General features: G+C 43.7%; 22 protein-coding genes and 1 other RNA gene. 13 read left to right on the top strand and 10 right to left on the bottom strand.

The genetic code is table 11. The features are described from left to right. Window positions 1-3 precede the first annotated feature (3 nt). A complete protein-coding gene (locus HW988_RS17995; RefSeq protein WP_181605514.1) occupies window positions 4-303 on the bottom strand; it encodes a hypothetical protein in 300 nt (99 codons plus the stop codon). Window positions 304-672: 369 nt separating this feature from the next. Next, the gene (locus HW988_RS17990) at window positions 673-1,653 is read right to left on the bottom strand and encodes a serine/threonine protein kinase (protein WP_181605513.1); all 981 of its coding nucleotides are present in this window, start codon (window positions 1,651-1,653) and stop codon (window positions 673-675) included. A gap of 47 nt (window positions 1,654-1,700) precedes the next feature. Here HW988_RS17990 and HW988_RS17985 point away from each other — a divergent pair, with 47 nt between their 5' ends. After that, entirely contained in the window at window positions 1,701-2,459 is a 759-nt protein-coding gene (locus HW988_RS17985; RefSeq protein ID WP_181605512.1) for a M48 family metallopeptidase, read from the top strand. Here the strand turns inward: HW988_RS17985 and HW988_RS17980 are convergent. Beyond that, on the bottom strand, window positions 2,456-3,145 hold the full coding sequence (locus HW988_RS17980) for a phosphatase PAP2 family protein (protein WP_181605511.1): 690 nt from the start codon (window positions 3,143-3,145) through the stop codon (window positions 2,456-2,458). The genes HW988_RS17985 and HW988_RS17980 overlap by 4 nt on opposite strands. Before the next feature lie 137 nt (window positions 3,146-3,282). On the opposite strand from HW988_RS17980, the gene HW988_RS17975 reads away from it, so the two are divergent. The 6 genes from HW988_RS17975 to HW988_RS17950 all read left to right on the top strand — a co-directional run bounded on the left by HW988_RS17975 (window position 3,283) and on the right by HW988_RS17950 (window position 9,610). Further along, on the top strand, window positions 3,283-4,575 hold the full coding sequence (locus tag HW988_RS17975; RefSeq protein WP_181605510.1) for a hypothetical protein: 1,293 nt from the start codon (window positions 3,283-3,285) through the stop codon (window positions 4,573-4,575). Between the two features lie 220 nt (window positions 4,576-4,795). Then, window positions 4,796-5,848, top strand: a complete 1,053-nt coding sequence (locus tag HW988_RS17970; protein ID WP_181605509.1) for a hypothetical protein — start codon at window positions 4,796-4,798, stop codon at window positions 5,846-5,848. A gap of 156 nt (window positions 5,849-6,004) precedes the next feature. Next, entirely contained in the window at window positions 6,005-7,231 is a 1,227-nt protein-coding gene (locus tag HW988_RS17965; protein WP_181605508.1) for a TIGR02147 family protein, read from the top strand. Window positions 7,232-7,670: 439 nt separating this feature from the next. After that, window positions 7,671-8,016: a transfer-messenger RNA gene (gene ssrA / locus HW988_RS17960) on the top strand. 398 nt (window positions 8,017-8,414) lie between these two features. After that, window positions 8,415-8,801: a hypothetical protein gene (locus HW988_RS17955; protein WP_181605507.1), complete on the top strand. Its 387-nt coding sequence runs from the start codon at window positions 8,415-8,417 to the stop codon at window positions 8,799-8,801. An 8-nt stretch (window positions 8,802-8,809) separates the two neighbouring features. Next, on the top strand, window positions 8,810-9,610 hold the full coding sequence (locus HW988_RS17950) for an RES family NAD+ phosphorylase (protein WP_181605506.1): 801 nt from the start codon (window positions 8,810-8,812) through the stop codon (window positions 9,608-9,610). Window positions 9,611-10,188: 578 nt separating this feature from the next. Here the strand turns inward: HW988_RS17950 and HW988_RS17945 are convergent. Further along, window positions 10,189-12,936 (bottom strand): DNA methyltransferase, encoded by a 2,748-nt coding sequence (locus HW988_RS17945; protein WP_181605505.1) that lies wholly within the window; start codon window positions 12,934-12,936, stop codon window positions 10,189-10,191. A gap of 412 nt (window positions 12,937-13,348) precedes the next feature. Further along, window positions 13,349-14,683: an alpha/beta hydrolase fold domain-containing protein gene (locus HW988_RS17940; RefSeq protein WP_181605504.1), complete on the bottom strand. Its 1,335-nt coding sequence runs from the start codon at window positions 14,681-14,683 to the stop codon at window positions 13,349-13,351. A 377-nt stretch (window positions 14,684-15,060) separates the two neighbouring features. Here HW988_RS17940 and HW988_RS17935 point away from each other — a divergent pair, with 377 nt between their 5' ends. Continuing rightward, on the top strand, window positions 15,061-15,897 hold the full coding sequence (locus tag HW988_RS17935) for an N-acetyltransferase (RefSeq protein ID WP_181605503.1): 837 nt from the start codon (window positions 15,061-15,063) through the stop codon (window positions 15,895-15,897). Window positions 15,898-15,974: 77 nt separating this feature from the next. Here HW988_RS17935 and HW988_RS17930 read toward each other — a convergent pair whose 3' ends face one another. Then, window positions 15,975-16,910 (bottom strand): hypothetical protein, encoded by a 936-nt coding sequence (locus HW988_RS17930; RefSeq protein WP_181605502.1) that lies wholly within the window; start codon window positions 16,908-16,910, stop codon window positions 15,975-15,977. Between the two features lie 136 nt (window positions 16,911-17,046). Between HW988_RS17930 and HW988_RS17925 the strand changes: the two genes are divergently transcribed. After that, a complete protein-coding gene (locus HW988_RS17925; protein ID WP_181605501.1) occupies window positions 17,047-17,922 on the top strand; it encodes a DMT family transporter in 876 nt (291 codons plus the stop codon). Window positions 17,923-17,936: 14 nt separating this feature from the next. Here the strand turns inward: HW988_RS17925 and HW988_RS17920 are convergent, their stop codons facing one another. From HW988_RS17920 to HW988_RS17905, 4 genes are all read right to left on the bottom strand, one after another. Then, window positions 17,937-18,386 (bottom strand): SRPBCC domain-containing protein, encoded by a 450-nt coding sequence (locus tag HW988_RS17920; protein WP_181605500.1) that lies wholly within the window; start codon window positions 18,384-18,386, stop codon window positions 17,937-17,939. After that, window positions 18,383-19,183 carry an SRPBCC domain-containing protein gene (locus HW988_RS17915; RefSeq protein ID WP_181605499.1) on the bottom strand — a complete coding sequence of 267 codons (801 nt, stop codon included), beginning with the start codon at window positions 19,181-19,183 and terminating at the stop codon, window positions 18,383-18,385. The genes HW988_RS17920 and HW988_RS17915 overlap by 4 nt, the downstream gene beginning before the upstream one ends. A gap of 1 nt (window position 19,184) precedes the next feature. Next, window positions 19,185-19,535, bottom strand: a complete 351-nt coding sequence (locus HW988_RS17910; protein WP_181605498.1) for a helix-turn-helix transcriptional regulator — start codon at window positions 19,533-19,535, stop codon at window positions 19,185-19,187. Between the two features lie 94 nt (window positions 19,536-19,629). Next, entirely contained in the window at window positions 19,630-20,109 is a 480-nt protein-coding gene (locus HW988_RS17905; RefSeq protein WP_181605497.1) for a VOC family protein, read from the bottom strand. A 99-nt stretch (window positions 20,110-20,208) separates the two neighbouring features. Here HW988_RS17905 and HW988_RS17900 point away from each other — a divergent pair, with 99 nt between their 5' ends. Genes HW988_RS17900 through HW988_RS17885 form a run of 4 tightly spaced genes read left to right on the top strand, consistent with a single transcriptional unit; the run spans window position 20,209 to window position 22,303 of the window. Beyond that, the gene (locus tag HW988_RS17900) at window positions 20,209-21,066 is read left to right on the top strand and encodes an alpha/beta fold hydrolase (RefSeq protein WP_181605496.1); all 858 of its coding nucleotides are present in this window, start codon (window positions 20,209-20,211) and stop codon (window positions 21,064-21,066) included. Between the two features lie 21 nt (window positions 21,067-21,087). Next, window positions 21,088-21,495 carry a nuclear transport factor 2 family protein gene (locus HW988_RS17895; protein WP_181605495.1) on the top strand — a complete coding sequence of 136 codons (408 nt, stop codon included), beginning with the start codon at window positions 21,088-21,090 and terminating at the stop codon, window positions 21,493-21,495. Beyond that, window positions 21,488-21,832 (top strand): hypothetical protein, encoded by a 345-nt coding sequence (locus HW988_RS17890; RefSeq protein WP_181605494.1) that lies wholly within the window; start codon window positions 21,488-21,490, stop codon window positions 21,830-21,832. The genes HW988_RS17895 and HW988_RS17890 overlap by 8 nt, the downstream gene beginning before the upstream one ends. 18 nt (window positions 21,833-21,850) lie before the next feature. Then, complete coding sequence (locus HW988_RS17885) at window positions 21,851-22,303, top strand: hypothetical protein (protein ID WP_181605493.1); 453 nt, start codon at window positions 21,851-21,853, stop codon at window positions 22,301-22,303.

Genomic DNA, 22,303 nt, shown 5'->3' with positions numbered 1-22,303 from the left:
AAATTATCGAATATATATTTGATATTTTAACCGCGCTTCAATTGCTTGAAGATTCGGTTGAACAGCTTCTGCTGGAGCATCAGGTTGAAAGCGATACTTTAGTTCCGGTCCTTGTAAGATCCATTCGAAAATGGCGAGCATAAATCCAGGTGTTCGATACACCAAATACAGGAGGAAGCTCATTACATGACCGGCCTTTACTACGCTTTCAACATACACATCCGCAGAAGAATCCACGAGCCTTAATAAGACTCGTTGGTTTCGGTATTTCCATACCGCTTGTTTACGCAATAACGCGTTCATAATTCCTCCTGGGTGGATAATGCTCGCCAAAGCGCAGATCCAAAGGCCGCGGACCAAAGCTCTGACGAGAGTTTGTTGTGAAAAAATATAAGTTTGCAGAACGTGACTAAGTCAGCGCGCGCAAGATTTTTAAAATTTAGTGAGAATGAGAATCGAGATAGTTACCTTAAAAAACGAAACAATCGGAAGCCATCTCGGTCGTAATCCCAGAATGGGAATGAATATTTTTTGAATTAATCATCAGTTGCATGATGGCCTCCTTTCAATAGAGTGAATCCAATATCTCAAGAGGCCGATGCAAAGTAAACTAATATTTATGAAATAATTTTGATTTTCAGAGGGAGACTAGTTCCATGTTGGAACTCACACTTAAGATGGATTAATCGACCACGCGATTTTTTCGAGTGCTTCCACTTCTTCAGCCCAATATCTGTATGTGTTAAACTCTGGAAAAATTCTTGGGAAACTTGGATCCACCCAGCGTTTCGCGATCCATCCAGCATAAGAAATAATGCGAAGTCCACGCAGCATGGGAATCCACGACCATTGATGATCCGGAAACTCGCGCAGTTCTTCATAACCAGAAATGATTAAATCTTTTTCTTCACCGAATGTTTCCTGATCCCCGGATAACAACATCCAGAAATCCTGAACCACCGGGCCGTTCACGAAATCATCAAAGTCGACCAGGAAAAACTGTGTTCCGTTATTCAGCAAATTTCCTTTGTGGCAGTCGCCGTGGATGCGAATAAATTCAGACGGATCAAAACTATCATCGATCGCATACAAAATGTCTTCGGCAGCTGCATTGTAGCGACCGCGCAGTTCTGGAGTAACCCAGTCCTGCAAATTGTCTAAAGTTTCCCAGCCGCCGTAATAACTTGTATCCAGCACAGGGCGATGTGGAGCTTTCTTGCGTGCACCCACATTATGAACCTGCGCCATCAGTCTTCCGACTTTGCGATAATCATCTCCCAAAAACTCCTGAGGCATGCGCCCTAAAACTTTCGGAAAAAATGCAACATACATTCCATCCACTTCAGAAACCGTGGAATCATGTCCTTGGAAAAGGGGAGCCACCGCAGGGATGCCTTCGTTTCGTAACGACAACAAAAATTCGTGCTCTTCCAAAATCGCTTCCTTGCTCCAGCGATTAGGACGATAGAACTTGGCAATAACGTTCTTGCTTTGTGAGTTTGGCTCGACTGGTTCCTCGAGTTTGATATCAAACACGCGATTTTCATAAGAGTTCAGCTGCGCAAATTCACCGGTCGGATAAAAGCCCGCGTTCTCTGCAGCCTGCAGAACTTTATCGGGATCCAAATTATAAAACGAAGAGTTATTATCCATGGGAATTAGATTGCCACTTTTCTTGGCTTAAGTCATTCTCCTTTCCTATGAGTGGGTCGATTGAACTTTTTGATTTTGCTAACTGGGCGGTGGAGCTTCACCGTAAGCCTTTTCGCAGGTCTTTATCGATTTACCTCTATCCCAATCGCCCCATTAAAGTGGTGACTAACAAAATCACCTCGCAAAAGACGGTGCTCGATTTCCTGGCCGCAAAGCGCGAATGGATTGAAAAGAACTTTATCAAGTTCGACGCCATGGCCGAGCTTTATCCTAAGAAAACCATTAAAGCCGGGGAGAAGTTTCCTTTCCTAGGGGTCGAGCGCGAACTTAAGGTCGTGATCACTCTGGGTAAAAAGTCATTTGTATCGGTTAGTGATGAACAATTGTTTTTGCATATACCCAAAGATCAATGGGAAGCAAATACTTCGCTTGAACATCATCCCAAAGCCATCGCGGAATTCAGGGCGTTTTATAAGCGAGAAGCGATTAAGTTGCTGACCCAGAAAGTAAATCACTGGGCGAACCTCATGAAGCTTTATCCGTCGCAGTTAAAATTCCGCGAACAGAAAACACGCTGGGGGAGTTGTTCTTCCAGAAAAGTTTTAAATCTAAACTGGCGTTTGATCGTATTCAGCGAAGAAGTGATGGACTATGTGGTGGTGCATGAGTTGGCACATCTAAAACACATGGATCATTCCCCAAAATTCTGGGGAGTCGTTGAAGAATTCATTCCGGATTATTCAAGAATTGTGAAGACACTGAAGTCTTCACAAAATCTGACAGACTTTTTATCAGAGCGATCTTAAACGATCGCGTTTTTACCTTTGCGCATCCATTTAAGTGCCAGCAATGATCCCATGTAACCCACACACGCTCCAAAGATCGCATCACTTAAGAAGTGGTCTTGAATCATAATACGAGTTGCGCAAGCCAGAACCGCGATAGTTAGCCACGCCCACTTCCATTTTGGAAACGCTAACGTGAACAACACTGCCGCCGTAAACATAACTTGCGAATGACCTGAAGAAAATGAATGCCAGTGCCAGTGCGTGGTAAAGTGATCAAACACAAATGGATCGCCAACAGGGCTTTTATGAGGACGCTGTCGGCCGACGCAGAATTTAATCACATGAGTGATTGCCCCGGAAACTAAAAGAGCTAACAACAAATTCAAGCCCCAGCGGCGGAAATAATCGATCTTGGCTGAGTACTTTTTTATTCCCTCGATTCTTGGAGCTATAAAAGCACAGATAATCCATGAGCCAATAGCGATGATAAAATAGTGCTCGGAAAGACCGATGTTTGTGACCTCGCGAGCAAGGGGTCTCCAGAATTGATGCGCCCAAGGCGTCCCAAATAACACCGCAAGCTTTTGATCAAATAAGAAAGCAGCGGCAGCCGCTAAAATCAGGCCTCCCACGGTCACTTTCAGCAGGTGGTGTCGTAATAGCCTCGAATCATTCATCAATGCGCTCAAATTATAAACAGGCATGTAATTCCTTCTCAAACCCATCATAGGATACGTGTCTATTGCAATACAAGCCCGTTAAGGAGTGACAAAACTTGGCCTGGGCCTTGCTATTGCTGGTCCTATCAAAACTCGTGACTGAAAAAACTTGGAGGTTTTCAATGTTGCACAAACATACTCTGATTACTGCGGCTTTGCTCGCAACGCTAGGCCTTACTGCCTGCAACAAAGACAAAACAGTTGGTGGTCCACCGCCTCCAACACAAACTGAATCTACGGGCCAGGTCGAGGATCTTCCAGATCTTGGTGGCGCCGGCACAAATGTGAATCCTTCTGCACCTGTGGGCAAAACAAATGCTCAATCTTCAGGTCCTGATTATGAAATCAATAAAGATGGCGTGATCATGGGTAAGCAATACGGAAACAACAACCCAGCAAACGTTGATAGCAATGCCTATGGTAAACGTTTAACGGGTGGTGTTTCTAAAGAAGGTCTGCTTTATACTTCTTCTTCGCCAGATGACACATTGGATGTATTGCGTGGTTTGAAACGCGATCAATTGGGTCTTTCGGCTTCTGTTACTGAAGCTAAATTGAAATTCGAAAGCATCTCTGGTCTATCTGTTGTTACTTTGAATATTCAAGAAAACGGCTTCGCTCGTGTATATAACTTGGTTGGCGATTCTGCTTTTGAAGACGGGAACGAAATCGTAAGACTTCGTTCTGCTCGTACTGGTAACGGCACTAAAACTACTGGTTCTATGCCAATCCGTGGTACTCTTCAGTGTTTGGACCTTGATGGTAAATGCGAAACTACTTTGGTTAAAGTAGAATTGGGTTGGTCAGGTTCTGCAAGTCACATCGACATCGTATTCCGTCAATCAAATGCAGATCTTTTCTTTAAGATGTCTCCGGGTTCTGGCAATCCAGAATACGATTTCATCAAAGACATGGCTGTTAGCACATTCGAAACGAAATCTGGAACGAACCGCGTTCAATCTTCCAAAATGAGTTCATGGGAAGTTGTTAACGGTCGTGCTGGTTTCACAGTAGTTCTTAAAACTTATGAAAACCAAATGTTGGCATTCTCTGGTCCGTTGGTTTCTCCGCAATCTGGTAACTCTACAAATGTGGTTTTGAAACGTTTGGCGAAAGATCCAAATGATGACGACGATATCAGCAGCGGTGTTCACCTGACTTACCAAAACATGATTGGTGAAGCTCGTTTGACTGCGAACAACGGTTTAGGTCAAATTCGCCTGGTATTTAAAATGAGAAAATACGGCACTTACAAACAAGACGTATTCGCAATCACTTTCATGAGAAGATCTAAACCAGTGATCGATTTGAACGATTACCAAGATCAACAAGATCAAGGTAACGACAACGGTAACCAAAACCCTGGTGGCGGTTACGAAGATGGTGGCAGCGACGATTTGCCATCAGTTGAATAAACCCAAAATACAAATAAAGGATCCCCCTTTGTTTGCCCAAGGGCCACAGACTCCAAGCTGTGGCCCTTTTTTTATGCCCAATCCGCCTGCCGGACATTTAACGGATATTGGAAACACCGCTCTAGTGAGCATTTTGGGAGCTTAGTGACACCGAATAAATTGGTATAACGCTTGCTTTATAGCCTCCTCGCAGATTCTAATTGATCCAAAGGGGGACGAAATGGCTCTACAACAGCAGATTTTATTCTTGGCGATTTCCATGACGATGATGGTTGGACCACAAGTCGTTGAAGCGCAACAAAGACAACATCAAGGCCCAAGAAATGGTGGCTACGATAAACCACTGCCTCTTCCAGATGACGATCTTCCTTATCCGGGCGAGCCGAATCGCCCAGGGCAACCTCCTCAAACACAACCGGGCCCACGTCCTAAACCAGCGCCACGCCCACTTCCTCCGCGTCCTGCGCCAGAACGTCCACCAGCGACGACTCCAGTGCAGCCTCCGCAATATCCTGGTCAACCATATCCAGGTAATGGTGGTAACGGTGGATATAACTCAGAACAAAAAGTAATCTACATCCAACGTCGCGTGTTTAATGAACGCTTTAATTTGTTTGCTCTTGCGGGAGTAAATGAACGTTACGCAGGTTGCACAGTGACTTCCGTTGATGTGCAAGTGTTGGGATCTGATATTCGCACGCAAATGGGTTTCATCATCAATGGTCAAGTTGATCAATGGGTGAACTCTCCACAGCGTTTTGTCAGCTTCGTTCCTCGTTTCCCAGCAGTGATTGGAAATGGTGTTCGACTGATGGAAGTTGAAGTTCGTGGCATGTCAGACATCGCAACAATCGCAGTCAACATCAGTTGCCCAGGCAACGGTGGTCCCCAACAACCCGGTCAAGGTTTCCCGGTAAATTTGGGAATCAATCGTCGCATGATCGGTAACGATCGCCTGGATTTAGCTCCATACTTTAATTGGCAACAATATCGTGGCTATCGTTTGGTAGGCGTGCAATTTGATGCGAACTCATTGCAGAATGTTTCCTTCTTGGATTTTGCAATCAACGGAGTTTTCCAAACACAACGTGTACAAGTGGGTCCTTGGAATCAAAACTACACGATCAATCCACATAACGCGGTGATTGGTCAGGGCGCTGAAAGTTTGGTTTTCTACAGTCAGGGGCAGTTGGATATCCGCAATGTGACTTTGTGGCTTGAAAAATGTGATGGTCCGCAACCACCACCTCCACCAAGACCGCGCCCTCGCTAGTGGTTTTCAAAAAAATATGTTCTCTATCAAGGGGTTTTCCTAAAAAGGAAAGCCCCTTTTTTATGCCGCGCGAAAACATGGGGTGAGATAATTGGAATCCCCTTGTTTTGAAGCTCCAACTGCGTTCAACTATTTAGGCGCAAAGGAGCGATTTCTATGCAACACAATCAACCTGAGTTCGGCAAAGGCAAAGAAATTTCAACAACTTCGCTGGTTCCGCCAGTATTGTCTGATTACATGAACTACCGCGAATATTTGGCGGACTATTATCAGTACAAACGCAAAGCTACTAAGAGCTCTTTGCGCCAATATAACTACGCAGTTTTCTCGGCAGCAGCGAATATCAAATCACCAAATTATTTGAAAATGATCATCGAAGGAAAGCGCAACCTTTCTGAAGACATGATCGGTAAATTTGGTAAAGCGTTGGGCTTTAATAAAGAACAAACTGAAGAGTTCCGTTTGCTGGTGAATTTCACTCAGGCAACAGATCCTGCAGATCGTAATATCTTCCTGAAAAAAATGTCTGAGCACCGTGTGGGTGTGAAACTTAAAACAGGTGAGATCGATCGCAAGTCCTTCGAGAAAGTTCCGAACTGGGTTGCCTGGATCGTTTACGCGATGGTGGATCAAGAAGGTGTTTCATTCGACACAGCTTCTTTGAAAGCACTTCTTCGTGGCAAAGCTTCTGAAGATGAAATCGAAAACTCTTTGGCAGCCTTGATCGCGTCGGGTGAGCTTCGTCGTGACGAAAAAACGGGCGAGATCAAAAAAGCCCGCTCCCTGACTGAATCTCCTGAAGACATTCCCGTGGCATTGGTTCGTAAGCTTCAATCTCAATTGATGTACTTGGGCCTTGAATCCATTTATCAAGATCAACCAACGGACCGCGAGTTCGGAACGCTTACGATGTCTTTGACGAAGTCAGAGTTTGAAGAAATCAAATTCAAACTTCGTCAGATGAGAAAAGGTTTGAACAAAGACAACTCGATCGCTCGTATGAAAACAAAAGGCGAAAGAGTGTACCAATTGAACATTCAATTGTTCCCGGTAACAAATGCGGTTGAGGGTGTTGGCACTCACGCGCACTCTCCGATTGTTCAAAGCGCTTTGGATGTGCACTTGGCTGAATCTGTGATGGAAGCTGCGGCTCCTTCGGCAGAGGCTGTAGCGAAAGCTGAAGCAGTACTTGCGCAGGCTTCTGAGGCAGCGGTGGCAGCAACAGCAGCTGCAGCGACAGCGAAAGTTCAAACACCGGTAGCTCCGGTGGTTCCTGCAGCGCCTGCGGTACCTGTGGCAGCGAAAACGGAAGTGAACAAAGCACCTTCAAATGTAAGTTCATTGGCTTCGGCGGCAGCATCAGCGGCTGAACTTTTCCGCTAAATTTAAATCAAAATTTTGATTCGAACGGGGGGCTATTTGCCCCCCTTTTTTTGTCCCTTTTTGCGTGAGTTTGCCCAGTTTCCAAGCATGTCAGAAAATGCGAATCCATTTCGCGAAAATTTAAGAATCTTAAATTTCGAATCGAAAAATCACCATTTTTTCAGCAACTATGTGGATAAGTCTGTGGAAGACCCCTATAAATGGTGGATAACAGGACCTTTTACCAGGTGAATTGTCATGCTTACGTTAGCGTATTGTTAATCTCGTGTAACATAAAATGCTTAAAAACAGGGCGATGACGTGGTGAATTGGGTGTTGTTTTATAATTCTCTCGCAGACACTATGTCCGATCGTTTTGCGGGAATATTGGGTCTTTGAAAAGCTGAGAAGCGAATCGAAAATCTGTGCTACAATAAACGAGTTATGTTGATCACACATTGGGGGCGTACTGGCTTCGACGTGGGTGCTGAAACATAAGGAGCATACCGGGGCGGATGAGGACCTCGATAAAAACGTCCATTTTGTAATTGGCAACGATTACGCACTTGCAGCTTAATTAATCTGCACGATCAACCTTGAGGTGGTTCCGCTCTTGGATTGATCGTCATTTAGGGACCTCGGCGTGTTGGGTTTTCTCCAGCAGACTCGCTTAAAATTACTGGGGGAGAGGTCTTAGGGATTTTGTCTGTGGAAGCCCGAGGACCAATCTAAAACACTGACTAAGTATGTAGCGCCTTATCGCGGATCACTTGCGGACGGGGGTTCAATTCCCCCCGCCTCCACCATCTATTTTTCCGAGAAAATCTATTAAAGGATAGAAGAGCAGTTGGGTCAAATAGCAGTCCTATGTCTCATAATGAGAATATTTTTAAAACACCAATATTTTCATATATATAGAGACATAGTGGTTTAAATCAGGGCTTAATTAGATAAAATTAAAAGATGTTATTTGATTTATTTTGGTCCATTTTTGGCACCTTTATTACGTTTAATTTGAATAAATATTGGCACTATCCGATAATTTAGACATGGTGTTTCTTGATGAATATTTTATTTATCAATAAAATCAAATAATTAAGAAACAAGCATAATTGATAATTTATTGCATAAATATTGCAAGGTATCTTGCAATATTGGTGGCTTGGGGGTAACTCTGTCACCCAGAACTGCAAAGGACAAAATCATGAATTCGACTGCTAAAGAGATACAAGTATTAGAAAATTTTTTTGATACTAACTCTCCTAAGGTGAATCTCAAAATTCTTGCTGATTTTTTTGGTAAAAGTGATGCTGATATTGCTATTGCCTTAGATTTAGATCCTTCGGCTGTTAGCAGAAATCCATTGGCCACTCCTGATGGTAAAGTTAAGACTTGGTTGTCCATATTTAACTTAATAATTGAGATTATCTCTGAGGCTGACCCATCTCTTAGTGCTGAGCAAATAAAGTCAAAAATGCAAAAGTGGCTTGTCTTGCCACGCCCTGAGTTTGATTCTCAAACACCTCTTGAATACATGCTTAAAGGTAAGAGCCGAAAAGTTAAAATGTTTCTAGAGCAACAGTTAGGGTAGTTTGAAAAGTGTCTTATACGGATCCAAAAGATTTAATATTTAAATCCCCATCCGAAGTTAAGGCCTTTGCAAAGTGGTACCTAGGTACAAATATAACAGCTACTCCTGACGATGAGTTCTCGTCGGAGCAAGAAAAAGACGACTTTCTATACAGACGTTCATCGCGATTGGAAGTTGAAGTAGATAATCTCCGAGATATAAATATAAATAGTGCCTGTGATACTTCATATCAAGATCAGACAATATTTAGACTGTGTAAGGAGAGTCATCAACCTCTATCAACAGTAGGATCTGATCGAAAGTCATCCAGATTTAATTTCAAAGAGTCGGCGCTTTTCAAAAATAGACTCCTTTATTTGGGACAAGACAAAGAGTGTTGTTATGGAGAAATTTTTCATAACGACTATATGACTCAATGTTATCCCGAGTTTGAGCAACCCAGAGCAGATGAGTTGCCTCGAGCGAAGTATAAAATTGTAGAGTATCAAGTTAGTGTTCCAGATATTCTCGTGGTAACGAGTAGTTCGACTTTTAAAGCTTTGGGAATTCCACAAGGAGCTTTAAAAGACGAGTGGTTTGAGTTGAATCTTAACTATAATATTCCATCTTCGTCTCAAATACTTGGCGCAATTGCTCGGGCTCATGGATATAACGGGATTCTCTATTGCTCTGTACGAAATCAAACAAAAAATAATCTCGTCTTGTTTGAAGATAATGTTGGAGAGCTTGATCTTGTATGTAAGGAGATCTCAAGCGCTCCTTTCGACTTAGACGCTTACGAGAAACAATTGGGAATTCGAAAAAGTTAGGAATATCCCCTGTTAAAGAGATTCATAGGGTACTTTTGGGGTATCTAGGGCACTTTTCAAATGAGTCCATACTAATTTCAATGTCTTAGTGTACCTTTCAATTCCCGCCACCACACCATTTAAAAATATAAAACCACCCTTCTGGGTGGTTTTATATTTTTAAATGCATGAAGTCTTTCTTCTGGCAGACGTGCGTTCGCAAAAATGCCAGGATGGTATTTTTGCGGTGACAAAGTCAGCCGAAGCGCAAACAGACATATTTTTTGTAAAAATTTTAATCATTGATTTCGGAAAAGCTATTAGCATTGTGGTTAGATGTAACCTGGTTCTTCGATTGACCCACAAATAGCTCTATTATATGTGCTGGGATATGAATTTAAACAAATTTATGTCTGATTATGAACTAGTAATTCTAAGACGCGAAATACTTAGAATAGAGCGTGAACTGGAATCTCTGGATTTTGATGATGACGCTAATTCTGAAATCATAGCCGAATATATCCGTGCACTCAGAGAAATCTCAGTGACGGAAAATAGACGGCTTAAAAACGCGGTATATTTAAAGCTCATTAAATAGACTAAGCTGCTCTCTTTTTTGTCGCTTTTCTCGACGCTTTTTTCGCAAGTTCGGCGGCCTTTTCTCTCAACGCAATTTCATCTTCTTGGCTTGCGCGAAGCAAATTGAGATCTGTTAGAAAGTTAATTATATCATTGTATGACTCAATTTTTGCTTTTGGGTATCCGTAGCATTCAGCAACAGCTTGATCTAGTTGTTTATGAAGTTGTTTTAAAGGAATGTGCGCACCATCGTTCATCTGGTTGTATAAAGTTGTGAGGCCAATGTCCATTTTTTTGCAAAACTTCGATCTGTAGGCCTCAATCTTCTTCATTATAGTTCCGACTTCAGAGGAAATTTTTTCCGGAAACGGAAATGTTTCAAATACCGTTGTGTTCGTGTATCGCGCATCACCTTTTAAGCTAGAGCACTGGTAGTTAAACCATTGTGTATGAAATTTCGACTGTAATACTCCCATCTGGCCAAATGAATCAAAAGCTATCGCTACAGTTGAGTCGGCGGGAAGAATATTTTTATTGTTTACAAAGACAAATATTGGGTACTTTCCAACTCTTGATACAGTCACAAATTTCTTGAGATGTGAAATTTGCTGTCGTAGTCCCATTTGTGGCCTTCCGAATCGCCACCAGTTCATACGATAATTTTTGGCATCGTTCGTAGAACCTCTGATTTTTTTGCGTACAGGCTTTACCTTCTCAGTAATAATCTTCATCGGACCTTTAAATTCCATTGCTTTTTCCAATGGCCAATCTTGGAAATCGATAATCCATCGTGAGGCACTTTGGTCAGCATTGTGAACTAGGTCTTCACCAGTTAAGAACTCTTTTATTACGGCTCTGTTTTTTGGACTTTCTTTCAAAAGCTCAGATCTAGTATGTGAGTCAATAATAAACCCCTTGCCATTCGGAACGGGGCCAACATAGGCTGTGCCTCCATTTGCTTTAAGTTTTCTGGATTCCGACTGGATCGCAAAATTTTTAAGTCGTGACGAGATCTCCATGACCTCCTTATTATCTAAATACTTTTTTCCAACGAAACCAGACTTATGCACAAAGTTTACAATACTTACGTGAACTTTAGCCTCACCCGACCACTTTTTATTGGAAATTGCATTGAAAATGGTTCCCCCAGAAGACACTATTTTCTCTAAACTCGCTAATCGAGAATTAGTCTGTGAAATCGATTTCGTACATACCAATCCAATGCGCACTCCTGGCTTTACATCTTCCAGAACTTTTTCGAACCAGTATGTACAGTAATCTGACATTTTGCTGTGGTCTGGGAATCTTTCACCTAACCACTTGAAGTATCTGTCACCGCGAGCTTTTCTTATTTGCTTGCAGCCAAGATATGGCGGATTTCCGACAACGACGTCGACATCATCCCATTTAACCTCTAAAGCGTCTGCGCAAATGATATGTTTTAATTCTTCTAATGGTAAATCAGGCTCAGTAAGTTTGAGATCACTTTTAACCATTTTTTTTGTAATCCATAGTGAGACTCTGGTTAGCAATGACGGGAATGCATTCACTTCGATCCCATATAGATTTGTGAGCGGAAACCATCCAAGCTCTGCTTGTACTTCATTGTATGTCATCCCGGTAGCGGCTTTATACTTAATGAAGATACCTTCTTCGATCTTTTTTAATTCTCTATATGCGACGATAAGAAAATTGCCGGATCCGCATGCTGGATCTAGCACGCGATAAGACTTTAGTTTTTGATGCGCTTCTTGCAGATCTTTAGGTGACTTGCAGTTCTCCAGAATTTCGTTCCAAGGTTCAACAACACAAGGATAGATAACTTTTTTGATATCTATTTCTGAAGTGAAATGCATGCCATCTGCATGTCTCGATTTTTTGGACTGTGATGATTCAAAAAGAGCTCCAAATATTTCTGGGCGCACAGTTTTCCAATCATATTGGCATGCTTCCCATAAGCACTCGACTTCGGTGTCAGTCAGTACAATTTCGGGTTTAATTCTAAATAGAGGTCCATTGAAATACCTAACATGCTCGAATTTTCCGCGCTTCCTATCGGAGTCTCTTTCGTCCATCATTTTAAAAAGAGTGCTCAGGATATTGGCGGAGTTATCTTCGCCATCGCGGATTCTTCTGACTGAGTTTGAGAACATTTCAACAGGCAAATATCCAATATCTTCAGAAAAAAGGCAGAACAGACATTGCAAGACGAAAATATCTACCTCTTCCTTTCTTCCTTTTAAGCGATTTTTTAAATCTTGGTATAGTTTTCCCATGATCTTTGCTGCCTGACGTGTAACGGCCTCTTGCTCAGGAGCAAAAGCAGGGTTCAGCTTCATCAAAAAATTGAATGACTCTGCTTTTGATTCTAGTTCACCAATCTTGATGTAGTGTTTAGATCTGTCTCTGGTGTCAAAGATGATAAAGTCGACAAAGTTACATAGAACGATGAATGGGGCATGACGGCCCTTGCCATCCCAATACTTCAAAGCTTGCGGTAGTTGCTTTTCCAGAGAAGATTTGTCCTTAACAAGTTTTTTACTCTTCATTTCAAAGACGACGGAATCTTTTAAAAAAGCATCAGCAAAGCCTTTGCCTGTATTTACCTCAAATGGAATTGCATTTGGATCGTCGAAGGTTAGCCCAAAGCAGGAAAAAAAATCGGCCAGAAAGATCTGAGATCCTTGTCTCTCGTTTCCAGAGAAGTTTTGCCATTTCGAGTAAAATTTGGATAGATTCATTTGAATAGTTGCGTATGATGATTTCATATCAACTAAGATCGGTTTGTTTGCTTGGTGGTTGAGGAGTTAAATTCAAATTAGGTCGTTAGTAGTAGCAATTATTGTTTATTTATAACTAAAGTCTAGTTTGTTTTTATTTTTTGAGGGTTCAGCATCCGCACCAACTGCCTTGTTTTGACTCCTGGCGCTGTTGAATTGAACGTGTGGGGAATCTAAGCCTGCCGTTGTGAACTTAAAATTAATTGTCCATTCAAAACTGATGAGATTGTACTAATCAATTTAAGAATAGATGAGAACCGATCAACTTTATTCCAGCGCTTCTTTGATCGCGGGGTCCGAGTGATGTGAGAGTTCCCGTGACTCCGACTTTTCTGCCATCGCCCTCGGTATCGTGAAAATCGCGGAACCTCATCAGGCTCCGCGATCTTATGCTTGCTCCTTAGTACCCAATCTGATCAACCGAGAACGCGTTAATAAAGGCGTTGTTCACTCTTCCCTGGAAGTCGATGTTGAGAGTCGGAGTTGTGGTGATGACGTGCACGTAGCGACGGATCACTGTGTTTTTTCCCCCGAGCGCAATTGCATCGAATTTTGGAAGCACCGGTACCGTGATGGTGGAAGAACCATTCGGGAAGCTCATTGAAACATCAAACACTCGCGAACCCTTTGCGCTGAAGGCAGTTGAGTTTTCGGCAAAGAACAGACCGACGCGATAGACTGCGGCGACCACCGGCAATTTATAGCCGAAATTCCAGCCATAGCGTGAGTCGGTATAGAGTGCTGGCAGTGACGTGCCTTCTGTACTCACGTTTCCGTAGTCATACGCCGCGCCACCAACGAAGTACTTGTCAGGCGTGAAGTTAGACGTATTGATTTTATCCAGTTGGCCTGAATTGATTGCGTAGGCTGGCGCACCGTCGACTTTCTTTGTGGCTAAGCGATCAGGGATTCCGAATTGTTTAAGGATGCGAGCGCGTGAAAGAGCCCACGGAATAGTTCGCGAGAAGCCGTGGCCTTGTCCTTCGTAAAGCACAACCTCAGCATCACGCTTTCTATTCCAAAGAGTGTTTGCGAGGCTTGTCGAGTGAATCGGGTCGACCTGAGTGTCGTGGGTGCCGTGAATGATATAGAAGGCTGCCGAATTCTCATCGACGTGATTCTTTATCGACGCGTCTTTGAAAATCGGCATAGTTTTGTCGTTGCGCGGCTGGCCGATCCAATCCACAGCGCAATCGGTTCCAGTGGTTTGTGTCAGGGTGAAATCGGTGCGACCAAACCAATCCACTACGAGTTGAACTCGTCCCGAGTATTTATCAACATTACCTTTTCTGTCCTCTGAGGCTTCAACACCTAAGACGGCAGCGAGGTAGGAACCGGCGGACTCGCCATGAGTGACGATCTTGTTCGGATCGACCTGAAAGCGCGCCGAATTCTTGCGAATGAATCGCAATGCCTGTTTAACGTCGGTGACCCCCGCCGGGTACTTCGCAACTGGCGTTAATCGGTAGCCGATACTGAAAACTGTGAACCCTTCATCAGCAAGGCCCTTCACAACGCCATTGATGCTGGCCTTGCTGCCGCTGTTGTAGCAACCACCGTGAAAGAAAAGCAGCGCTGGGCGCAGAGCCGTCCCAGGATTAGAGGGACGATAGACGTCCATCTTAAGGCTCGTCCCATTAATATAGTCGTATTCGACATCTGTCTCGGCGACGTAGGCCTGCGCCGCCACGGATGTCACTAGCACGCCCATCAACAGGAGCAAATTCTTCATCATACTGACCCCCAAATATAATCTGTGTGCCGATGTCTCACTTCGAATCGAATCTCAGTCACTCGACTTGGGTAGACAGTGCAAACAACTCGCCACAAATGCAGGGCGCAGGTTTGAGCTCAGAGCCAGCTTGTGGGGGGAGACTGCAGAACATTTGATCGGGTCGTGGGTTCGCCACGCGGTAAGCATCGGTTTCGAATTCGAATTATGGAATTTTGTCTGTAATCTAATAATTCGTTCAACTTCTCACCACGCCCACATGAAGTACTGATGGAGTCGCTTGAAGGATAATGACCTCATATTTTTTAACGAATACTCCCCCCGTTAGTTAAGTTACTTGCTTCGACCGGTAGCGTCCGATAAAACCCACGCGAGGCCCTATGAAGAATTTCGAAATAAGAACCATCGATCTAACATCTCTATCAGAATTGGAAGAGCTATTAAGTGTTTCCCTAGGATATCCAACAAGCATGGCCGATGAGATCAGCTACTTCGAGGAAGAATCCCCCAAGGGTTGGTTTTATGCTGTCGACAAAAATGAAAAAAAATTAGGCTTCATCAGATGTTTTAAGCAAGGTGACGACTGGAGCCTCGGGGAACTATTTGTCGAAGCTGGAAGCCAAGATAGAAAACTCATTGCCGAAGAACTCGTAAAGACTTTTTTGACGAGCAATTCATTTTCATCCAAACACAGATTAAGATTCGATGTTGGATGCGACGATAACGATGTAAATGATATCTTTAAACAGTCGGCGTTCAATATTAAGTCTCAAACCTTTCATCATTTTGAACTTACAATACCTCGATGTTTAGGCGTTAAAAATGTGGAAGAAGCTCATAGAATGGCGCCAGCCGATGAGGTAGCAAAAACTATGAGCAATCTGCACGCTGTTTCTGCAAATGAAGCTCAAGAATGGATTGAAAGCGGATCCCTAAGGATTGAGATGGCTAGCGGGCAAGTAGCTGCCGTCGCCAAAGTGGATATTTATCCGCAATCGGCAAAGATAGATCGTCTCGCAACACACGAAAAGTTTTTGAGGCAAGGGCACGCAAGAAAATTAATGGCAAAAATTTCTATGGAACTATCAGCATGCAACATTCCAACACTTTTTTTAAAAGTAGAGGATGTCCGAGGGCCAGCTATCGCGTTCTACAGAAATTTCGGCTTTGAAGAGATTCTTGAGAAGAAGCAAACTTGGCATTCGATTCATTTTTGATCGAATCATATTTGTCTTTCACGAATAAAAAAAGCCACCTAATAGGTGGCTTTTCACTTTCGCTATGTTTCTAAAATCTAAAAAACTGCGTACACGTTCAAGTTATAGCTTAAATTCTCATACGAAAACGCTCGCGAATCCGCACTCAAAACCGATCCGCTGCCGTTTTCCAAATTCGTATCGCTGATCAACGCTGGGTTGATGTAGAAAGCGCCGTAATACATATTCAAACCAACTTCATGTGAACCAATATTCCCCATATCTGGTTCCCAGTTGCCACGCTGAGCTTGGCTGGATTTACCCGCGAATGTGTAGGCGTAATACGGATTGATGTGATCGTTCATCGTGTAAATGAAAATCGGTGCAGCTTTCACTTGATAGTATTCAGCATCAGCACCAACTGCTTTGTTTGGATTATTCCCGCTGTTGAACAAAACACGTGAAGACAGCAATCCTGCCATCGTGAACTTAGGACTCATCGTCCATTCAAAGTAATTATCAAAACGCACGCGGCCCATTTCGTGGTTTTCCTGAGATACTGCATCCGTCGGAGCGTAGTATCTTAAATCCATTAAAGCTGCGCTTGAGCCCATCCAACCTGTTGGTTTCAAAGCCGCGCGTAGAACTGTTTCAGCCATTGCTGTTGCAGAGTCGCGGTGAAGGATCGCGTCGCGACCAGCTAGTTTTTCGCGGCTGGATGTGATTTGGAATTGTTGGCGCAGTTCTAGCTCCCACAATTTTGAAGGCGCGTAACGGGCACCAACGAAGTTGTAAGAGATGATTGGACCCGCATCAGTACCGCGGTGGTCAGCTTCGTATGTGAAGTTTTCTGAACCCAAAGTGAAGTGCCATGGGTTTTCTTGTTTCGGAGCTGTCGTAGAGATGCTTGCTTCGGCAGCAGGAGCCGTTGAAGACTGTCCTGGATTTGCGACCTTAAGTGTTGATGTCGTGGCGTCTTGAGCAAAAGCTTGTGCGCAAAGCAAAGTCGCGATCGTGATAAGTACTGTCTTCATTCTTCCCCCCGGAAATGTAGATGAGGAGATAATTTCAAGAAGTACTTCACCCGTCAAAGTAAATAAGCGAGCTTTTATAACAATTGTGAAAGTGACGCGGGGATTCTATTGCAGGATCAGAAGACGACGAGGTGGGATGAAGCAAGTACGCTCACTTCAAGTGAAAACACCCAAACTTTTTATCTTAACCGCATTAACAATGATGGCATTTGCGGCCAATTCTCTCCTCTGTCGGCTTGCCCTGATCGATTCCCAAAACAACCCGATCAGCTTTACGCTGGTCAGACTTTTTGCGGGAGCACTGGTTCTTGTTTTCTTTCTATTCAAATTTCGAAGCGCCGAATCGACATCGCCTAAAGGACTGCAAGGCCTCGCGCCAGTATTTCTGTTTTCTTATGCTCTGTTTTTTTCCTTGGCCTACGTGCAAATCAGCGCCGGCACTGGAGCGCTGATTCTGTTCGGCAGTGTTCAACTGACGATGATCGCAGCATCCCTATTTAAAAAACAACGCATGACTTTATGGCAGTGGAGTGGAGTCGCGCTTGCGATGTTGGGTTTGATATACTTGTTACTGCCGGGAATACATATGCCACCACTTCATGCCGCGGCCTTTATGGCGATCGCTGGAATTTCGTGGGGATTTTATTCGGTCATAGGGCAAAAGAATAAAAATCCAATTTATGCAACGGCCAAAAACTTTGTGATGACGACTCCGCTGGTGATTCTGCTGGCGATTTTATTTCCGATAAACTTAACACCGCATGGATGGATGTTTGCGATTCTTTCGGGAGCGATCACTTCTGGGTTCGGATATGTTCTGTGGTATTTGGTATTGAAAGATTTGGTGACAAGTACCGCAGCCATCGTGCAGTTAAGCGTTCCCGCCATAACCGCATTCGGGGGAGTAATATTTCTGGGAGAGAGCCTGCATCAGAGGCTGGTAATTTCCAGCCTCCTGATTTTTTGCGGAATTATTCTGAAGGTAAAGGCAGGCAGTCGGAAGAATATCTGAAGCCACGATGCATTCTACCATTTCGGGTTCGGTTTGCCTTCGCCAGTTTTGATCAGACTCTTAAGGCTTTTTTTGATGAAGTATCCCCAGCCATCAAAGCAAGCCTCATAGCACTCAACATCCGGAGTTAGTCCCACATGTGTAAAGCGCAGTTGAGTTTTGTCACCCTTCTTGCTGATTTCGAAAATAACTTCGGTTCCGTTCCACTCGTCCTTTTGTTTTAGAAAACTTAAATTGCTTTCTAAAACTTTCCAGACGATTTTTTTATTTGGTGTGAACTCAACCACCTTTTGAGAGCTCGTATGAATATCTTTGTATTTGTAGTTAAACTTGCCACCTAATTTGTTCGAAGTGCCCTTTAAATCTTCCGACCACCAACCACGAACGTTGGCGATGGCGTCGAAGACTTTTTTCGGAGACTCATCAAAAGTCATGGTTATCGTAAGATTTTTCTTTGCGCTCATAAAACCTCCGTCATTCTTTTTGTAACGGTCTCCCAGCCTCTGCGGTGGGCTTTTTGTTCATCAAGGCTATTCAGTCCTTCATGGACGATTTCAAGATAAGAACTGCCATCCTCTTTGCCATTGATTGCCAGCACGACATGGCTGTCCTTCAGCGGACCGCCGTTACCAATAAGCCAGGATAGTTTTATCTTTTTGCCGGGAATAATTTCCAGGAACTCACCCTTGATTTCGCCAGTCGCTGTCGGAAGTTGGAACTTGCCGCCAACTTTGAAATCGACAGATCCGCGCGAGACATCACCCATTAAGCCAAAAAAGCTTTGCGGATTTTTACAAGCTTCGAAAATTCTTTGTTCTGAAACTGGAAAGCTGCGAAGCATGCGCAGCTGACCGTTCTCGATTTGACTGATGAAATCGGCAAGTCCACCGAACCAACCAGTTTGATGAGCGTCTTTCGTCGCTTGGTCCTTAAATCCTGTATGACTTAGTGTCAGGCGGGTGTGAGGGCCATCTTCAAAGAGTTCAATTACAACTTGTGTGTCGGGTTTTTGATCGGGACCGAAAGTTTGGCACCAGCTAAAAACGATTTTCTTATTAGGAATGATTTCCAGGAATTCGCCAAAGTTGACCAGAGTCTTATTTCTGAAATCGATTTGATATTTTCCACCCACGCGGAAATCAATCTGCATCGAGCCGGAGTCTGCTCCGCAGTTCATAAAAAGGAGTCCGCCTTTCAGCGCATCAAAGACGTCAGTTGCGGATCGGCGAATTAATTTTTCGGCCTTCACTTCATAAGTCATTTTACTTGCTCCTTTTGGGTGATTTATTTTTAGATTCCAAATTTGCGGCGAACGCATCCAATTGATCGTTCCAGAACTGCGTATAGAATTGGATGCACTCTTCAGCGACCTTTAAGGCTTGGGGATTGATAGTGCATTCGTGAATGCGCCCAAGCTTTTTACGATTTAAGAGCTTTGCGCTTTCCAAAATTTTGATGTGTTTTGAAATTGCCTGAAGGGACATTTTAAAAGGGTCACTCAATTCACCAATGGTGTGAGTGCCCTCGTTCAACATTTTCAAGATCTGTCGACGAGTAGGGTCCGAGAGTGCATAAAACAAATTATCTAAGTCTGATGAAAGAATGTTAACCATATGGTTGAATATTAAAGGAGTTCTTTTAAATAGTCAACCATATGGTTTAGTATCTTATAAGTGCCTGTTTTAACTGATATATTTTGGTATCAAATTAGCCTTGTTCGAAAGCTTTCTGCAAAGTTTTAAGATCCAGCTTCTTCATTTTCCACATGGCATGCATGACGGCTTCTTTTTTCTTTTTATTCTTACTTGTGTTCCATTTATCAAAATCAGCCGGAGTCACTTGCCAGCGAACGCCGTACTTATCGACAACCCATCCGCACTCAACTTCGCGCCCGCCACCGGAGGAAAGTTTTTTCCAGTAAGTGTTGATCTCGCGCTGAGTTTTGCAAGGTATGACAAAAGATATAGATTCGTTGAACGGCATCTTGGTATATCCATTTAACAACATAATTTTTTGTCCCAGAATAGTCAGATGCATCGTTAGCACTGAGCCTTCTTTGACTCCCATGGGATTACTGCCCCAGTATGCGGTCTTTCCGATTTTTGTTCCCTTGAAAACAGATTTATAGAACTTGGCCATCTCGGTAGCTTTGTCATCGGACCAGATGCAGGCGTATACTTTTAGCATGATGATTTTCTCCTGTTTTGTAAGTGTACGTTGCGGGACAATCATGTGCTAGTATCAGACTATATTTGATGGCATCCAGCAGCTGGAATTGGAGAGACGATGAAAAATTGTATCTTGGTCTTGTCGGTATTGATTCTCGCATCTTGTGCGCACCCTACGAAAGTTCCTGAAAATTGTGATAAAGGTAAAGCGCAGGCTGTTCAAAGCGGAACTTTAAAAGTTAACGGCACTGACATCTATTATGAGATGTATGGTGAGGGAGAGCCACTTGTTTTGCTTCACGGTGGCGGCTCTGATATTCATGTGAGTTTTGGCAGAGGCATTTCAACATTAGCCAAACACTATCGTGTCATCGCATTCGATGAACAAGGTCACGGAAAATCCCCGGCTTCTTCACGAGCATTTGGATTTGAAAACACCGCACGTGATATCGCAGAAGCCTTAAAGCAGTTAAATATTCAAAAAGCTAAATTCATCGGATTCAGCAATGGCGCTACGACGGGAATGTACATTGGCATTCTTTACCCAGATCTTATGAGTAAAATGGTTTTGGGATCGGGACTATACAGTCGTAAAGGCGCTCCTCCGCAATTCTGGGAGATGATGAATAAAGCGACTCTGGCATCGATGCCAAAAGAATTGCAGGACGCTTACGTGAAAACATCTCCGCGCCCGCAAGATCTGTTTAAGATGTTTGAGTACGATTCCACTCGCATGCAGAAATTCAAAGATATTCCCGAGAAATCAATTCGCTCTGTTAAAATCCCGGTGTTGATCATGCAAACGGATCAAGACGTCGCTACTTTGGAGCATGGAGTTCACGTAACAAGACTGCTTCCGCAAGGACGTTTTGCAGTTTTGCCAGGACCACATGACAATTTTATCGGTGATGTTTCACAAAACTCGCCAGCAATGGCTCAGGCAAGTCTTAATATCATGTTAGAATTCTTGAAATAATAAATATGGAGCGGTGACAGTATGGCCGAAGATAGCAAGTTGAATGCAATTGAAGTGGTGAAACAGTTCTATATCGCTTTGAATGGAAATAATATTCCGGCCGCTCTTAGTTTACTAGATCCCCAAATTGTTCGGGTTGAGTTCGAAGGAACTCCCATGGGTGGGACTTATCGGGGTTTGGATGAGATGCGCGATCATTTTTCTAAGGGGCGTTCGACGTGGGCTGAAGGCAGCTGCACCCCCGAGAAAGTTACGGCGGTCGGAAATGCGTTTGTGGTGGATGTGCATGTTAAAGTCCGATTAAAAGACAAGACGGATTGGATCGACGGTCATGTGGCGGATGCCTTTGCATTCCGCAATGGAAAAATCACCGAGTTTCGCTCCTTTGAAAAGTCCGAAGATGCAATGAAGTGGGCTAGCCATGCTTGATGCAAGTCCGTATTTTCGCGTGCAAAGTTTGGAAATGCTTCGTGCGGCAATGGCCGCTCGTGAATCAGAAGTTGTCGGTGCCATCCGAGCAATCATGACTGCTGTTGATAATGCCAGTGCCGTTCCCAAAGAAGAGATCGCAAAGTTAAATCCTTCTGTAACAGAAGTTCCACGCAGGCCCGTTCCGAAGGAAAAGATCGCAGACATAATTAGAGCCGAGATGGACGTGCGTCGTCAGGCGAAAGCAGAATACGAACGACTTGGTCACACTGAGGAAGCGGAGAAGTTTCGCCTCAGTCTGATAACCCTCGACGAGTTGTTGAAGTTTGTCATTTAATTGGGATATTCTTAACCTATGACAGATATTTTGTATGTGGTTCTTCTTATTGCCGGGGCCCTGCTAATATACTTCCGCCCACTGGCGAAAACTTTGCGAATTCCCATTTATTGGGAAATTGGTGCAGGCTCGCTCGCTATAGTCGCTTTTGCCATTCACATGATGGTGACTTACGTCATCCAAGCTGAAATTGAGGAAAGCCTTGCGAAACAACCATGCGGCTCTTCCAGTCCCCAGGGACAATGCTATAATTTGGATCGTTCTGTCTGCGAATCCGCTTGGAATAGCGTGGATCAAGGTTGCAAGGATGAAGCAGCTCCCGTTTTAAAAGAGCGCCCGGGCGCTTTGATTGGTCCAATCGTAAATCGCTGTAAAGCTCGCCGCATGGATAAAGTTTTACGCTTTAATCGCATCAAAGCCGACACGGCGTTGTGCCGTGCTTATTTTGAATATATTGATAGTCCACATTAG

The organism is Bdellovibrio sp. KM01 (genome assembly GCF_013752535.1).
In the GTDB taxonomy this organism is placed as follows: domain Bacteria; phylum Bdellovibrionota; class Bdellovibrionia; order Bdellovibrionales; family Bdellovibrionaceae; genus Bdellovibrio.
This window is presented reverse-complemented; position numbering and strand designations above follow the sequence as displayed.

Excerpts from the sequence above, each read along its gene's own strand:
- HW988_RS17995 (WP_181605514.1), bottom strand. The coding sequence starts at position 303 with ATGAACGCGTTATTGCGTAAACAAGCGGTATGGAAATACCGAAACCAA.
- HW988_RS17990 (WP_181605513.1), bottom strand. The coding sequence starts at position 1,653 with ATGGATAATAACTCTTCGTTTTATAATTTGGATCCCGATAAAGTTCTG.
- HW988_RS17985 (WP_181605512.1), top strand. The coding sequence starts at position 1,701 with ATGAGTGGGTCGATTGAACTTTTTGATTTTGCTAACTGGGCGGTGGAG.
- HW988_RS17980 (WP_181605511.1), bottom strand. The coding sequence starts at position 3,145 with ATGCCTGTTTATAATTTGAGCGCATTGATGAATGATTCGAGGCTATTA.
- HW988_RS17975 (WP_181605510.1), top strand. The coding sequence starts at position 3,283 with ATGTTGCACAAACATACTCTGATTACTGCGGCTTTGCTCGCAACGCTA.
- HW988_RS17970 (WP_181605509.1), top strand. The coding sequence starts at position 4,796 with ATGGCTCTACAACAGCAGATTTTATTCTTGGCGATTTCCATGACGATG.
- HW988_RS17965 (WP_181605508.1), top strand. The coding sequence starts at position 6,005 with ATGCAACACAATCAACCTGAGTTCGGCAAAGGCAAAGAAATTTCAACA.
- HW988_RS17955 (WP_181605507.1), top strand. The coding sequence starts at position 8,415 with ATGAATTCGACTGCTAAAGAGATACAAGTATTAGAAAATTTTTTTGAT.
- HW988_RS17945 (WP_181605505.1), bottom strand. The coding sequence starts at position 12,936 with ATGAAATCATCATACGCAACTATTCAAATGAATCTATCCAAATTTTAC.
- HW988_RS17940 (WP_181605504.1), bottom strand. The coding sequence starts at position 14,683 with ATGATGAAGAATTTGCTCCTGTTGATGGGCGTGCTAGTGACATCCGTG.
- HW988_RS17935 (WP_181605503.1), top strand. The coding sequence starts at position 15,061 with ATGAAGAATTTCGAAATAAGAACCATCGATCTAACATCTCTATCAGAA.
- HW988_RS17930 (WP_181605502.1), bottom strand. The coding sequence starts at position 16,910 with ATGAAGACAGTACTTATCACGATCGCGACTTTGCTTTGCGCACAAGCT.
- HW988_RS17925 (WP_181605501.1), top strand. The coding sequence starts at position 17,047 with ATGAAGCAAGTACGCTCACTTCAAGTGAAAACACCCAAACTTTTTATC.
- HW988_RS17920 (WP_181605500.1), bottom strand. The coding sequence starts at position 18,386 with ATGAGCGCAAAGAAAAATCTTACGATAACCATGACTTTTGATGAGTCT.
- HW988_RS17915 (WP_181605499.1), bottom strand. The coding sequence starts at position 19,183 with ATGACTTATGAAGTGAAGGCCGAAAAATTAATTCGCCGATCCGCAACT.
- HW988_RS17910 (WP_181605498.1), bottom strand. The coding sequence starts at position 19,535 with ATGGTTAACATTCTTTCATCAGACTTAGATAATTTGTTTTATGCACTC.
- HW988_RS17905 (WP_181605497.1), bottom strand. The coding sequence starts at position 20,109 with ATGCTAAAAGTATACGCCTGCATCTGGTCCGATGACAAAGCTACCGAG.
- HW988_RS17900 (WP_181605496.1), top strand. The coding sequence starts at position 20,209 with ATGAAAAATTGTATCTTGGTCTTGTCGGTATTGATTCTCGCATCTTGT.
- HW988_RS17895 (WP_181605495.1), top strand. The coding sequence starts at position 21,088 with ATGGCCGAAGATAGCAAGTTGAATGCAATTGAAGTGGTGAAACAGTTC.
- HW988_RS17890 (WP_181605494.1), top strand. The coding sequence starts at position 21,488 with ATGCTTGATGCAAGTCCGTATTTTCGCGTGCAAAGTTTGGAAATGCTT.
- HW988_RS17885 (WP_181605493.1), top strand. The coding sequence starts at position 21,851 with ATGACAGATATTTTGTATGTGGTTCTTCTTATTGCCGGGGCCCTGCTA.